The sequence below is a fragment of the Corynebacterium sp. HMSC056E09 genome (assembly GCF_001813425.1).
Classification (GTDB): domain Bacteria; phylum Actinomycetota; class Actinomycetes; order Mycobacteriales; family Mycobacteriaceae; genus Corynebacterium; species Corynebacterium hesseae.
On the sequence record NZ_KV812491.1, the window covers coordinates 13563 to 27582 of the forward strand.

The window sequence follows — 14020 nt, forward strand, 5'->3', positions numbered from 1 at the left end:
AGCTTTGCGTGAAAGCTTCGACTACGGTGGCACATCATGATTGTTCTGTAGGGCTAACTAATTCTGCCCGCAGCTTGTCATAAAACCGTTCCCCATCAGCTCAAAAGAGGAAAGATGCCTGTTACTATGCTGCATTCCATGCCCCGCCCGGCCGTACTTTTCGCCGGACAAGGCTCCGATTGGCAGGGTTTCATCACCACCGCCGCGCAGTCTGCCGCCACTGCTGACACCCTGCGCGAGACCCTCGCCCAGGCACGCAGCCTCACCGGCCCCGCCGCACGCACCATCGCCTCCACCTGTCCCGGCGCCCTCGAGCGCCTCGAGCAGCTCATTGCTGGTGCCACCGAGTCCACTTCCCTCGACGCCCTGCCGGCGGTCTCCATCCCCGGCATCGTCCTCGGCCAGATTGCCGCTATCGAGCAGCTGCGCGACCTGGGCGTCGACATCGACGAGCGCGCTGGGCATTCGCAGGGCAGCTTGGGCGCGTTGGCCGTCGACAAGCCAGCGCAAGCCCTGGCCCTAGCGATCCTGATGGGCACCGCCGCCAGCGCCGTCAATGGCGCCGATCCGCGCTCCCAGATGCTGTCCATCCGGGGCCTGGAGCGCAGCTTCGTCACTGAACACCTGCACGGCACCGCCGCTATCGCCGTGGTCAACGGCCGCCGCCACTTTGCGCTGTCCGGCAGCCCGGAGGACCTGGCTGCCACCCGCACCGCCATCGACGAGGCCGTGAAGAGCTTCAACGCTGAGCTGGAGAAGCGCACCGTCGGCGGTGATGAGCTCAGCCCGCGTTTTGATGAACTGCCCGTGGCTCTTCCTTTCCACAACCCGGTGCTCGCTCCGGCCGCCGAGCGCACCGTGGCGCTGGCTCAGGAGTGCGGCCTCGACGTGGATGAGGCCCGCGCGCAGGCCGAGGCCATCCTGGTCAACGAACACGACTGGCCGGCCACGCTGGCCGAACTCAACTCCGAGCACCTCATTGTTCTGGACCGCGCGCTGACCACCCTCACCCGCCGCGTGGTGGAAGGCACGGGTGTCACGGTGATCTCGGCCGCCACCCCGCAGGAGCTCAATGCGCTGGCCACACCAGGCACTGAACTGCCCAAGGCCCTCAACTACGCCGACTTCGCCCCGCGCACCATCGAACTCCCGAACGGGCGCACCTATACCCAGACCCGCTTCTCCGACCTCACGGGCCTGTCTCCCATCATGCTGGGCGGCATGACGCCGACGTCTGCTGATGGAGAGATCGTGGCCGCGGCGGCCAACGCCGGACACTGGACGGAGATGGCCGGCGGCGGCATGTACTCCGATGAGGTCTTCCGCTCGCACCTGGCCACCATGGAAAAGCACCTGCGCCCCGGACGCACGGCACAGTTCAACACCATGTTCTTCGACCGCTTCCTGTGGAACCTGCACTTCGGCCAGGCGCGCATCGTGCCCAAGGCCCGCGCGGCCGGTGCGGCTTTCAACGGCGTGTGCATCTCCGCCGGTATTCCGGAGGTAGAGGAAGCCGGCGAGCTGCTGGACCGCCTCCACGCCGACGGTTTCCCTTTCATCTCCTTCAAGCCCGGTACCGCAAAGCAGATCCGGGATGTGCTGGCCATCGCCACGGCCTACCCGGAGGACCGCATCATCATGCAGGTCGAGGACGGCCACGCCGGCGGCCACCACTCCTGGGTCAACCTGGATGACATGCTGCTGGATACCTACGCCGAAATCCGCCAGCACCCCAACGTCTACCTGGCAGTCGGCGGCGGCATCGCCTCTCCGGACCGCGCCACCTCCTACCTCACCGGTGAGTGGGCGATAAAACACGGCCTGCCCGCCATGCCTGTCGACGCCGTCTTCATCGGCACCGTCGCCATGGCCACCAAGGAAGCCAAGGCCACGGATTCCGTCAAGGACCTGCTGGTCAACACCACCGGCATTTCCCCGGAGGACAACGATGGCTGGGTCGGCCGCGGAACCGGCGCGCACGGCGTGGCGTCCTCGCAGTCCCACCTGCTGGCGGACATCCACGACCTTGATAATTCCTTCGCGGCGGCCTCGCGCCTGATTACTTCCCTGAACATCGAGGACTACCCGGCGCACCGCCAGGAGATCATCGACGCCCTGGCCAAGACCTGCAAACCCTACTTCGGCGATGTGGAGTCCATGACCTACGCGGAGTGGCTCGAGCGCTTCGTGGAGCTGGCCCACCCGTTCGTGGATCCCAGCTGGGATGACCGCTTCCTCGATCTCCTCCACCGCGTCGAGGCCCGCCTGAACCCGGCGGACCACGGCCAGATTGAAACCCTCTTCACCAGCGTTGAGGACGTCCACGATGCCCCGCGGGCCGTCGCTAAGCTGCTGGCCGAATACCCCGCCGCACGTACCACCGAGGTCTCCGCGCGCGATGCCGCCTGGTGGATTTCGCTGCACTATAAGCACGTCAAGCCCATGCCGTGGGTGCCCGCCATCGATGGTGATCTCAAGAGCTGGTTTGGTAAGGACACCTTGTGGCAGGCGCAGGATGAGCGCTATTCCGCCGACCAGGTGCGCATCATCCCGGGCCCGGTAGCCGTGGCAGGCATTACCAAGAAGAACGAGCCGGTGGCAGAGTTGCTTGCCCGCTTCGAACAGGCCACCACGGATGCGCTGCTGGAGCAGGGCTCGACCCCGCAGAAGGCTTTCTCCCGCCTGAACTCCGCCGCCGATGAGGCCGCGTTCCTGCGTACTTCTCCTACCCTGCTGTGGCACGGCCACCTCATGGCCAACCCGGCTTATGAGATGGATGAGAACGCCTTCGACCTGCGCCAGGATGCCGAGGGCAACTGGGAGATCGTCATCACCGCGGATTCCTACTGGGATGACCTGCCGGAGGAGCAGCGCCCCTTCTACGTTCGCGAGGTCACCGTCCCAGTAGACTTGCCGGAGGACGTGGCCACGGGTGGCTCCCCGGTGGTCTCCGAGGAGCGCCTGCCCAACTCCGTCTTCACCCTCCTGGAGGGCCTGGCTGGTGTCGGCTCCACGGCGGAGCAGGGCGATGAGATCACGGAGATGCCCACCGTCGAGTCTGGCTACTCCTTCCACTTCCCCGCCTCGCTGCTCTCCGCACACAGCGCGGTGACCTGCGGCGATGCTGCAGCCGAGAAGGCCGGCACCCCGGATGTTCTGGTCGGTCCCTGCTGGCCGGCCATCTATGCCGCGCTCGGCTCCGGGCGCTTGGAGGATGGCTACCCCGTCATCGAGGGCCTGCTCAACGCGGTGCACCTGGACCACGTCATCGACCTGCGCGTGCCGCTGGAGCAGCTTGCCGACGGCCGCCAGATCGACGTCACCTCCTCCTGCACCGCCATCGAGGAATCTGTCTCTGGGCGCATCGTCACGGTCGAGCTCGAGCTCAAGGACCACGCTTCCGGTGATGTCGTGGCCACGCAGATGCACCGCTTTGCCATCCGCGGCCGCGCCACCGGCACCGCCGCGCCGAGCCAGGCACCGGAGTGGGGCGGCGGCAAGTCCGCCACCAAGGTGGTGCCGACGCCGCGCTCCTTCGTCGACCGCGCCACCGTCACCGCCCCGCAGGACATGACGCCCTTCGCGCTGGTCTCCGGCGACTATAACCCGATCCACACTTCCTATAACGCTGCCCAACTGGTGAACCTGCAGGCACCGCTGGTGCACGGCATGTGGCTCTCGGCCGCCGCGCAGCAAGTGGCCGGACGCCACGGCCGCGTGGTGGGCTGGACCTACTCCATGTACGGCATGGTGCAGCTGGGCGATGACATCGAGGTCACCGTCGAGCGCGTCGGCCGCAAGGGTATCCATGAGGCCCTCGAGGTCACCTGCCGCATCGACGGCGAGGTGGTCTCCCGCGGCCAGGCTCTGCTCGCCGCGCCGACCACGGCGTACGTCTACCCCGGCCAGGGCATCCAGGCCGAAGGCATGGGCAAGGGCGACCGCCAGGCCTCCCCGGCAGCGCGCGAGGCGTGGCGCCGTGCCGATGCGCATACCCGCGAGAACCTGGGCTTTAGCATCCAGAAGATCATCGATGAGAACCCGACGGAGCTCACCGTTCGCGGAACTACCTTCCGCCACCCGCAGGGTGTGCTGCACCTGACCCAGTTCACGCAGGTGGCCCTGGCCGTGGTGGCCTATGCCCAGACCGAGCGCCTGCGCGCCGAGGACGCTCTGGCGCCGACCTCCTACTTCGCCGGCCACTCCCTGGGCGAGTACACAGCGCTGGCCTCGCTGGCGAATATCTTCGACCTCGAGGGTGTCATCGACATCGTCTACTCCCGCGGCTCCGCCATGGGCAGCCTGGTCCCGCGCGACGCGGAGGGTAACTCCGAATACGCCATGGCGGCACTGCGCCCGAACATGGCTGGTATTGATGCCGACAGCGTCGACGCTTGGGTGGCTGAGGTCGCCGAGGCCACCGGCGAGTTCCTGGAGATTGTTAACTACAACATCCGCGGTCAGCAGTACTCCGTCGCCGGCACCAAGAAGGGGCTCAAGGCCCTGGTGGACAAGGCCAATGCCATCGCCCCGCGCGCGGCGGTCATGGTCCCGGGCATCGACGTGCCTTTCCACTCCCGCGTGCTGCGCGAGGGTGTTCCGGCCTTCGCCGAAAAACTCGACGAGCTCCTGCCACAGGAGCTGGACCTCGATGCCCTGGTAGGCCGCTATATCCCGAACCTGGTGGCCCGCCCCTTCGAGCTCACCCAGGACTTCGTCGACGCCGTGGCCCCGCTGGCACCCTCCGGCAAGCTGGACGGGCTGAAGGTGGAGGACCTCTCCGAGCACGAGCTCGCCCGCCTGCTGCTCATTGAGCTGCTGTCCTGGCAGTTCGCCTCACCTGTGCGCTGGATTGAGACCCAGGACCTCCTCTTTGGCAAGGTCGAGCAGATCATCGAGGTCGGCCTGGCTTCTTCCCCGACCCTGACCAACCTGGCCACCCGCTCGCTAGCCGTCGCCGGCATCCCGGAGGGCACCATCCGCGTGCTCAACGTGGAGCGCGACCAAGAGCAGGTCATGCTTGCCGACGTCTCCGAAGCCCCCGCCGCCGAACCCGCTCCGGAATCCGACGCCGAGGAGGCACCACAAGCCAACGAGGCACCAGCCGAGGCTGCCGAGGCTCCGGCTGCGGCCGCGCCAGCTGCCGCACCTGCTCCTGCGCCTACCGCAGCCGCCGCCTCCGGCGACGCCCCCGAGCTGCGCTTCGGCGCGGCGGAGGCCATCATGGTGCTCTTCGCCTTCCAGAACAAGATCCGCGTGGATCAGATCGCGGACTCCGACACCGTGGAGGAGCTGACCAACGGTGTGTCCTCGCGCCGTAACCAGCTGCTCATGGACATGTCCGCGGAAATCGGCGTGCCGGCCATCGATGGTGCCGCCGATGCCGACGTGGCCACGCTCCGCGAGAAGGTCGCCACCGCCGCCCCGGGCTACTCCGCTTTCGGCCCGGTGCTGGGTGAGGCCGTCGGCGCGCGCCTGCGCCAGCTCTTCGGCGCTGCGGGCCTCAAGCCCACCGCCGTGGCGGACTACGTCACCGGCACCTGGGGCCTGCCCGAGTCTTGGGTTGCCCACGTCGAGGCAGAGATCCTGCTCGGCTCCCGCGAGGAGGACTCCGTGCGCGGCGGCTCGCTGAGCACCGTGCCGGCGAGCGCTACCTCGAAGTCCGCGGCGCACGAGCTGATCGACGCCGCCGTCCAAGCCGTCGCCGCTACCCACGATGCATCCGTGTCCAAGGGCGCGGCCGCCGGTGGTGCCGGTGGCGGTGCCGTGGTTGACTCCGCTGCGCTCGATGCCTTCGCCGAGACCGTCACCGGTGAGAGCGGCGTGCTGGCGACTGTCGCCCGCCAGGTTCTCTCCCAGCTGGGCTTGGACTCCGAACCGGAGCTCATCGAGGCCCCTGACACCACCGTCATCGATGCCGTCGAGGCAGAGCTCGGCTCCGGCTGGCTCAAGTCCGTCACGCCTTCCTTCGATGCGAACAAGGCCGTGCTTTTCGACGATTCCTGGGCCATCGCCCGCGAGCGCCTCGCCCGCGTGGCGCTGGGTCAGGCCGAGTACCCGGTGGAGAGCTTCCGCGGTGCCGGCGAGGACCTGGCGCGTCAGGCCCGCTGGTGGAAGCATGAGGACATCGCGCAGGCCGCCGTGGACACCACCCCCGGCGCGTTCGCCGGTGAGGTTGCCCTGGTCACGGGTGCTGCCCCTGGTTCCATCGCCACCGCGCTGGTGGAGCGCCTGCTGGAGGGCGGCGCGACCGTCATCATGACCGCTTCCCGTGTCAGCCAGGCCCGCAAGGAATTCGCGCGCACGCTCTACGCCGAGCACGGCGCTGCCGGTTCCGCCCTGTGGCTGGTCCCGGCGAACCTGTCGAGCTTCCGCGATATCGACGCGCTCATCGACTGGATCGGCACCGAGCAGCGCGAGTCCGTGGGCAACGAGGTCAAGATTCTCAAGCCTGCGCTGACCCCGACGCTGGCCTTCCCCTTTGCCGCGCCGAGTGTCGCCGGTTCGCTGGCGGATGCCTCCGGAACGACCGAGACGCAGGCCCGCCTGCTGCTGTGGTCCGTCGAGCGCACCATTGCGGGGCTGGCGAGGTTGAGCCAGGGGGACGTCGACAAGCGCTGCCACGTCGTCCTTCCGGGCTCGCCCAACCGCGGCACCTTCGGCGGCGACGGCGCCTACGGCGAGGTCAAGGCCGCGCTCGATGCCATCCTCAACAAGTGGAAGGTCGAGGCCGGCTGGCCGCAGGGTGTCACCCTGGCGCAGGCCAAGATCGGCTGGGTGGCTGGCACGCACCTCATGGGCGGCAACGATGGGCTGGTGCCCGCCGCCGAGAAGGCCGGTATCAAGGTGTGGAGCCCGGAGGAGATTTCCACCGAGCTCATGGATCTGGCCAGCGCCGACTCGCGCGCGCAAGCAGCGCATGCCCCGGTGGAGAAGGACCTCACCGGTGGCTTGGAAGGCTTCTCCCTCACCGAGCTTGCTGCCGGTGCGGAAACCGCTAACGCAGTTCCGCACGAGGATAAGGACGCCCCCGCGACCATCACCGCGCTGCCCAACCAGGTACAAGCAGTACAGCCTGGGCTGGAGGAAGAAGTTGGCCAGGTCACCACGGATCTGGAGGACATGGTGGTCATCGCCGGTATCGGCGAAGTCTCCTCGTGGGGCTCCGGCCGCACGCGCTTCGAGGCCGAGTTTGGCCTGCAGCGCGATGGTTCCGCAGAACTGACCGCCGCCGGTGTGCTGGAGCTGGCGTGGATGACCGGACTGGTGGAATGGCGCGAGGATCCGCACCCGGGCTGGTTCGTGGTGGAGAGCGATGAAGAGATCGCCGAGGAGGACGTCTTCGAGCGCTTCCGCGATGAGGTCGTCGCACGCTCCGGTGTGCGCACGCTGACGGATAAGTACCACCTGACCGACCGCGGCTCCATCGATCTCACCACTGTCTTCCTCGACCGTGACGTCACCTTCACCGTGGATTCGGAGGCCACCGCCCGCGATATTCAGGACGCGGACCCGGAGTTCGTCAGCATCGTCGAGGCGGACGGCGAATGGCAGGTCACCCGCCGCCAGGGTGCCACCGTTAAGGTGCCGCGCAAGGCCACGCTGACCCGTACCGTCGCCGCGCAGATGCCGGATGACTTCGACGCCGCCAAGTGGGGAATCCCGGAGCACATGCTCGATTCCCTGGACCGCATGGCGGTGTGGAACCTGGTCAGCGCAGTGGATGCCTTCACCCAAGCCGGTTTCTCCCCGGCAGAGCTGCTGCGCTCCATTCACCCGGGTCAGGTAGCTACCACGCAGGGCACCGGTATCGGTGGCATGGAATCCCTGCACAAGGTCTTCGTCACCCGCTTCCTCGGTGAGGAGCGCCCGTCCGACATCCTGCAGGAGGCCCTGCCGAACGTCATCGCGGCGCACACCATGCAATCCCTGGTGGGCGGCTACGGTTCCATGATTCACCCCATCGGCGCCTGCGCTACCGCGGCGGTCTCGATTGAGGAGGCCGTGGACAAGATTGCCCTGGGCAAGGCCGATGTGGTCGTGGCCGGCGGTATCGACGATGTCCAGGTGGAATCCCTCCAGGGCTTCGGTGACATGAACGCCACCGCGGAGACCGCGAAGATGACTGCCAAGGGAATTGATGATCGCTTCATCTCCCGCGCCAACGACCGCCGCCGCGGCGGCTTCCTCGAAGGCGAAGGCGGCGGCACGGTCCTGCTAGTTCGCGCCTCACTAGCAGCCGACTTAGGACTGCCGGTGCTCGCGGTGGTCGCGCACGCTGCCTCCTATGGCGACGGCGCCCACACCTCCATCCCGGCCCCGGGCCTGGGTGCGCTGGGCGCTGGCCGCGGCCGGGAGAACTCCCGCCTGGCGCGCTCGCTGCGCGGTCTGGGCCTGACGCCAAACGACGTCAGCGTCCTGTCCAAGCACGACACCTCCACCAACGCCAACGACCCCAACGAGTCGGAGCTGCACTCCCTGCTGTGGCCGGCGATTGGGCGCGATGAGGACCAGCCGATGTTCGTCATCTCCCAGAAGACGCTCACCGGCCACTCCAAGGCGGGTGCCGCGCTCTTCCAGACCGGCGGCATCATCGACGTCTTCCGCACGCACCGCATCCCGGCGAATGTGTCCCTGGACTGCGTCGACCCGCTCATCGCCCCGAAGGCGCCGAACCTGGTGTGGCTACGCTCCCCGCTGGACCTCGCTGCGGCGGGCCACAGCGTGAAAGCAGCGGCGCTGACCTCGCTCGGCTTCGGCCACGTCAGCGCGCTCATCGTCTACGCCCACCCAGGCGTGTTCGAGCAGGCCGTGTCCCAGCAGTGCGGGGCGGATGCCGCCGCCCAGTGGCGTGAGCGCGCCGAGCAGCGCCTGCGTGCCGGCCGCGCCCGCTTCGAGGCCGGCATGCTGGGCCGCGCCCCGCTCTTCGAGGTCATCGAAGGCCGCCGCCTCCCGGCACGCGACGCCAAGGCCGCCGAGATTGCCATGCTTCTCGACGACTCCGCGCGCCTCACCGAAGACGGCACCTACCCCTCCGCCTAAGGCGCAGATCCCCTAACAGCAAGCCCTAAGAACAAGCCGAGGACGTCCGCTAAGAAGCGAGCCTCCTCGGCTTCTTTTCTACCTGTGCCCCTCGCCTCGTGATAGTTTTCGCATAAGGCACCGTTTACTTGATTGCGAGACTTCCACGAACCAGAGGACGAAGCATGGATATTGAAAAATTCCTCATGACAGCTGTCGGCTCACTCAGCGTCATTTCCCTTATCGGGTGGCTCTCCGCTGACTACGAGTGGTCAACCAGGGCCACAACGGTAATGGGGTTTGGATTCCTTATCTCAGCACTGATTGACAAGCGCAGGCAAGAAAAGGCCGCGGGCCAACGCCGGGTTCCAGAAGAGTCTGTGCAGTAACCGCCCGGCTTCACAACTGCCCTATCTGCCAAACTTATCGCCGATCCATGCAACGCGGGGGCAAGGTTTTGGCATCTAGGCGCGTTCTTCCTCTGATTCCTCCGCCTGCTCGTCCTGCACCTGCCGCGCATTATCTGAAATCTCACGTGCCCTCTGCTCCAAGCTCTCCTGGGCGCGGGCCTGGGCTTGGGATGAATTCTCGGCGCGCGGCGGAGCTTGGATGAAACGCTCGGAGTGCAATCCCAGCTGCAGCTCCTTAGCGCGCAGCACCTCGGCATCTATCTTGATGCCGACGATGAGCACAGTGTTCATCAGCCACATTGCCACGAAGACCGCCATGACGGTACTCAGCGCACCATAGGCGCTGGCCGCAGCAAGGTACTTCAGGTAGAGACCCACCAAACCCCAGGACACAACCGTGCCCACGAGCGCCACGATGGAACCGTAGGTAATCCACCTAAAACGCCCCGGCCGCACGTTGGGGCTGAAGTGATAGAGCACCGCGATAAGCGTGAGAACCACAACCACGGTGACTGGGAAGCGCAGCCAGTTCCACACCGGGAGAAAGATTCGCACCAGGTACGTGGCGGCATCTTCTAGTCCTACGTTGCGAGCAAGCGGAATCAGCCCCTCATTAAGAACTGCATCACGCAGTAAGTTGGCAAAAAGCACGATGACCGCGCCCACCACGATGACTGCTGTCAGCCCCCACATCAGCGACCAGGTCCGGATGATGCCGCGACCTTCCACCCGGCCGTACACGGTATTGGCTGTGCGTGAGAAGGCCCGCACATACGCCGAGGCAGAAAACAGCGAAATGGCCAGGGAGATGATCAAGGCCAACGTACCCTGCGCGCTGGAGCCAATAATCGTCCCGACGACCGTATGTGCTTGCTCAGAAAGCGAACCTGGGACGTACTGTTCGACGAGCTCAGAGGTCAGTTGCTCCACTTCCGCTTGGCGGGAGGAGAAGATGAGCGTGACAATGGAGTAGGCGGCCAGTACCGTTGGTGCAAAAGCCATGAGCGTGAAGTAGGTCATCCCGGCGGCGCGGTCCATGAAGGCATCGTGGAAGAAGTCATTCCACGTACGGCGGATGACCAGCCCCCAGCTTGCCTTGCGCAGACGGTTGCCTTTGGCGAGGGGGTTGTGTTCTTCATCGTGGCCCTGGACCTCCAGGACGGTCGGGCCTTTAAACGGCACGATTGTCTCCGGCTCCTCGGCCGACATAGCGTTGCCGTCAATCTCCTCTTCGCTCATATCTGACCAGCGTATGCGGCACAGCGCGCATTCAGGGGAAGGACACTCGGGCCACAGCCAGAGCCGTGGTTACACTGGGGAGGCATGACTGAGAAGAACACCGAGACCAAGATCAACGTAAAGTCCTTCGAGCTCGATCACCGGCTTGTCGCCGCCCCCTATATCCGCGTCGCCGACCGCACCGACCTGGGCGGCGGGGTCGAGATTATCAAGTATGACCTGCGCTTCTGCCAGCCCAACAAAGAGCACCTCGGTACCGAAGCACTGCACTCGGTCGAGCACATGATGGCCAACTTCATGCGCAACTACACCGACAAGCTCATTGGTTTTGCCCCGATGGGCTGCCGCACCGGCTTCTACGCCATCACCAACGGCATGGAGCAGGATGAGCTGCTCCGCGCTGTCGAGGGCGCGCTCAATGACATCCTCAATGCCACTGAGGTTCCCGCCGCCAACGAGGTGCAGTGCGGCTGGGGCGCCCACCACTCACTCGAAGGCGCGCAGGAGGCCGCACGCAACTTCCTCGCGGCCAAGGAAGAGTGGCTCAACGTCATGGCCTAAATGGCCATGACATCGGGGGCGGCGGCCCACCCGTCCTAGGACTCGAGGCGTCGGATCTGGGTGCGGGCGACGAACAGCCCGGCGACGCCAAGCCCCAAAACACTCGCCATCAAGGTGCAACGTGCTGCGCTGAACTCCGCGAACAGTCCAGGGATCAATAGGATCGCCGCCACGCAGAGAAGGCTCGAAGCAAAGAGGAGGATGGCAAAGAGTACGTCTTTGGGGATGTACATGCGAGGTCCTTTCTAGGCAGCTAGTGACTGCCTGCGGCGAACTAGTAATTCAACGCTATTTTAAATATTTCGCACTTATATTTCTACCCCTAGCCAGATGGGCTCCGGCTCCAACGTCACGCCGAAGGCCTTCTGTACCCCGGCGCGGATGTCGCGGGCCAGCGCAACGATATCGTCGGCGGTGGCCTCACCGCGGTTGGTCAGCGCCAGGGTGTGCTTGGTGGACAAGGTTGCCTTCGCGCCTGACTCTTCACCTGGGTAGCCCTTGGCAAAGCCGGCGCGCTCGATGAGCCACGCGGCGGAGAGTTTTTCCATCTTCCCCGACGTGGTGCCGCTTGCCGGCACCACGTGTCGCGGCATGCGGTAAGCATCCTCGTCGCCGCGGGTGGCGCGGACTGCTTCCTGGATGGAATCGGCAAGCTCGGGCTCGACGATGGGGTTGGTGAAGAAGGAACCGGCCGACCATGTGTCGTGGTCTTCTGGGTCAAGCACCATGCCCTTGCCGCGGCGCAGCTTCAATACGTCCTCGCGGACGTCGGCCACGGGGCGGCGCTCACCAGGGTTCTGGGTGAGCTGGCCAAAGCGCAGGGGCCTCGACAGGCCGTCGGTAGTCAGCTGCAGCTCAATAGCCAGCACCACGCCGCGCCCGGTGAACTTCAGGTTGGAGTAGCGATAGGCCAACTCCAGGTCCGCGGCCGGCACCCACGTCGCGGTCTGGGTAGCGCGCTCGTAGAGATAAACCTGCGTGAGGACGTCGGAGGTCTCCGCGCCATAGGCGCCGACATTCTGCACCGGCACGGCACCCGCATTGCCCGGAATCCCGGAAAGGCACTCGATGCCGCCCAGGCCGCAGTCCACGGACAAAGCCACGACGTCATCCCACACCGCGCCCGCATCAGCGCGCACGAGGCCGCTGGCCACGGAGACGTCGATGTCCTCGAAGTCGAGGATGACCACCACGACATCCAGCTGACCTTCCGCCACCACGAGGTTGGAGCCGCCGCCGACGACGAGGTAGTCCTGGGAGGCGTCGTCAAGCGCTGCCAGCGCAGCGATGGCGGCCTCAGCGCTGGCGCAGCGCACCGTCACCAGCGGGGCACCGCCGATGCGCAGCGTCGTGAGATCGGCGAAGGTGGTCTCGGAATCAAGCGTGACTCCGTCAATATCAGCGAGGGTCAGGAATTTATCTAGCACGTCTACCAAGGTAGTCTGTAACTCATGTCAACCCGTAGCGAAAACACCGTGATCATCAACCAGCCCATCGATAAGGTGCACAAGGCACTGTCCACCCAGGAGTACTGGGACTTCATCGTGGCCAAGCTCTCCCCGGAACCGGGCACCGTGCACGAGTTCACCGGCAACACCGCCGTGCTCTACGAGATTCTTCCGACCTCCCTCCTCCCGGAGGCCGTCCGCGCTATGGTCTCCCAGGACCTCAAGGAAAAGCGCACCGTGACCATCGGCGAGGTTGTCGATGATCAGATGTCCGTCTCCTTCACCGCTGACGTCAAGGGCACCCCGGTCGACTTCAAGGGCGACATCACCTACAAGGGCCAGGGCGAGTCCACCGCTCTGGATTACGTCTCTGAGGTTTCCGTCAACATCCCGATGATGGGCGCTGCCATCGAACCGAAGGTCGCTGAGGCTCTGCAGGAGCTCTACACCAACGAGGGCAAGCTCACCGAAGAGTGGATCTCCAACAACCTCTAAACAGCTCTCTACAACGCAGTTGTTGCCATGGCCGATCACGCGCATAACCTGAAGGCTCAGGAAAGCGCTGGTCGGCCTTTTGGCGTTATTACCCGCGGCACCACTAATCCCAACCGCCTGCGCCGCTGCGATCGCTGGATGGTGGCGCACCCGGAAATCTCCTCGCTGCTGCGCTCCACGAGTAAGCCGCTGGCGCTCGACGTCGGCTACGGCGCCTCCCACACCACCACGGTGGAGTGGGCCGGCTGGCTGCGCAGCGTTAATCCTCATACCCGGGTGACGGGTCTGGAGATTTCCCCCGAGCGCGTCCTGCCGCCGCGCGATGGCGTGACCTTTGAGCTCGGCGGCTTCGAGCTGGCCGGCTACCACCCGCAGCTGGTGCGGGCCTTCAACGTGCTGCGCCAGTATGACGTGGACCAGGTGGAGAAAGCCTGGAACACCGTGAACTCGCGCTTGGCCCCCGGTGGGTTCTTCGTGGAGGGAACCTGCGACGAGCTGGGGCGCAGGGCGGCCTGGGTGCTTCTCGACGCCTCCGGCCCACGCACCCTAACCCTCGCCTGGGATCCCTTCGACGTTGCGCGCCCCAGCGATATCGCGGAGCGCCTGCCCAAAATCCTCATCCACCGCAACGTGCCGGGTGAGCCGATCCACGAGCTCTTGCAGGCAGCCGACGCCGCCTGGGACCGCGCCGCCGGCTGGTCTCCTTATGGCCCGCGAGTGCGCTGGCGCATGGCGCGCGAAGAACTCCGGCACACAGTTCCCATCCATCCGGTACACCGCCGCCTGCGGGATAACGTGCTCACAGTGGATTGGAACCTGGTAGTTGGCCATCTTTAAGCCGGTGCG

Annotated in this window: 8 protein-coding genes; 5 read left to right on the forward strand and 3 right to left on the reverse strand. The window is 65.8% G+C overall.

The annotated features are described in order from the left end of the window. Positions 1–114 precede the first annotated feature (114 nt). Entirely contained in the window at positions 115–9042 is an 8928-nt protein-coding gene (locus tag HMPREF2912_RS05195) for a type I polyketide synthase (RefSeq protein WP_070683488.1), read from the forward strand. Between the two features lie 164 nt (positions 9043–9206). After that, complete coding sequence (locus HMPREF2912_RS05200; protein WP_070533974.1) at positions 9207–9410, forward strand: hypothetical protein; 204 nt, start codon at positions 9207–9209, stop codon at positions 9408–9410. Between the two features lie 75 nt (positions 9411–9485). Here the strand turns inward: HMPREF2912_RS05200 and HMPREF2912_RS05205 are convergent, their stop codons facing one another. Then, positions 9486–10670, reverse strand: a complete 1185-nt coding sequence (locus tag HMPREF2912_RS05205; RefSeq protein ID WP_227486026.1) for a YihY/virulence factor BrkB family protein — start codon at positions 10668–10670, stop codon at positions 9486–9488. Between the two features lie 84 nt (positions 10671–10754). Here HMPREF2912_RS05205 and HMPREF2912_RS05210 point away from each other — a divergent pair, with 84 nt between their 5' ends. Next, positions 10755–11231, forward strand: coding sequence for an S-ribosylhomocysteine lyase (locus HMPREF2912_RS05210; protein WP_070563621.1), 477 nt, complete (start codon positions 10755–10757; stop codon positions 11229–11231). Between the two features lie 35 nt (positions 11232–11266). Here HMPREF2912_RS05210 and HMPREF2912_RS05215 read toward each other — a convergent pair whose 3' ends face one another. After that, the gene (locus tag HMPREF2912_RS05215) at positions 11267–11464 is read right to left on the reverse strand and encodes a hypothetical protein (protein WP_070533977.1); all 198 of its coding nucleotides are present in this window, start codon (positions 11462–11464) and stop codon (positions 11267–11269) included. 75 nt (positions 11465–11539) lie between these two features. Then, positions 11540–12658, reverse strand: a complete 1119-nt coding sequence (locus HMPREF2912_RS05220; protein ID WP_070563618.1) for a UDP-N-acetylmuramate dehydrogenase — start codon at positions 12656–12658, stop codon at positions 11540–11542. A 24-nt stretch (positions 12659–12682) separates the two neighbouring features. Here HMPREF2912_RS05220 and HMPREF2912_RS05225 point away from each other — a divergent pair, with 24 nt between their 5' ends. Both HMPREF2912_RS05225 and HMPREF2912_RS05230 read left to right on the forward strand, forming a co-directional pair. Then, entirely contained in the window at positions 12683–13174 is a 492-nt protein-coding gene (locus HMPREF2912_RS05225) for a DUF2505 domain-containing protein (RefSeq protein WP_070521152.1), read from the forward strand. Between the two features lie 27 nt (positions 13175–13201). Continuing rightward, positions 13202–14011, forward strand: coding sequence for a class I SAM-dependent methyltransferase (locus HMPREF2912_RS05230; protein ID WP_070563614.1), 810 nt, complete (start codon positions 13202–13204; stop codon positions 14009–14011). Positions 14012–14020: the final 9 nt, after the last annotated feature.

Coding starts and splice junctions, on each gene's coding strand:
- HMPREF2912_RS05195 (WP_070683488.1), top strand. CDS start 115: ATGCCTGTTACTATGCTGCATTCCATGCCCCGCCCGGCCGTACTTTTC.
- HMPREF2912_RS05200 (WP_070533974.1), top strand. CDS start 9,207: ATGGATATTGAAAAATTCCTCATGACAGCTGTCGGCTCACTCAGCGTC.
- HMPREF2912_RS05205 (WP_227486026.1), bottom strand. CDS start 10,670: ATGAGCGAAGAGGAGATTGACGGCAACGCTATGTCGGCCGAGGAGCCG.
- HMPREF2912_RS05210 (WP_070563621.1), top strand. CDS start 10,755: ATGACTGAGAAGAACACCGAGACCAAGATCAACGTAAAGTCCTTCGAG.
- HMPREF2912_RS05215 (WP_070533977.1), bottom strand. CDS start 11,464: ATGTACATCCCCAAAGACGTACTCTTTGCCATCCTCCTCTTTGCTTCG.
- HMPREF2912_RS05225 (WP_070521152.1), top strand. CDS start 12,683: ATGTCAACCCGTAGCGAAAACACCGTGATCATCAACCAGCCCATCGAT.
- HMPREF2912_RS05230 (WP_070563614.1), top strand. CDS start 13,202: ATGGCCGATCACGCGCATAACCTGAAGGCTCAGGAAAGCGCTGGTCGG.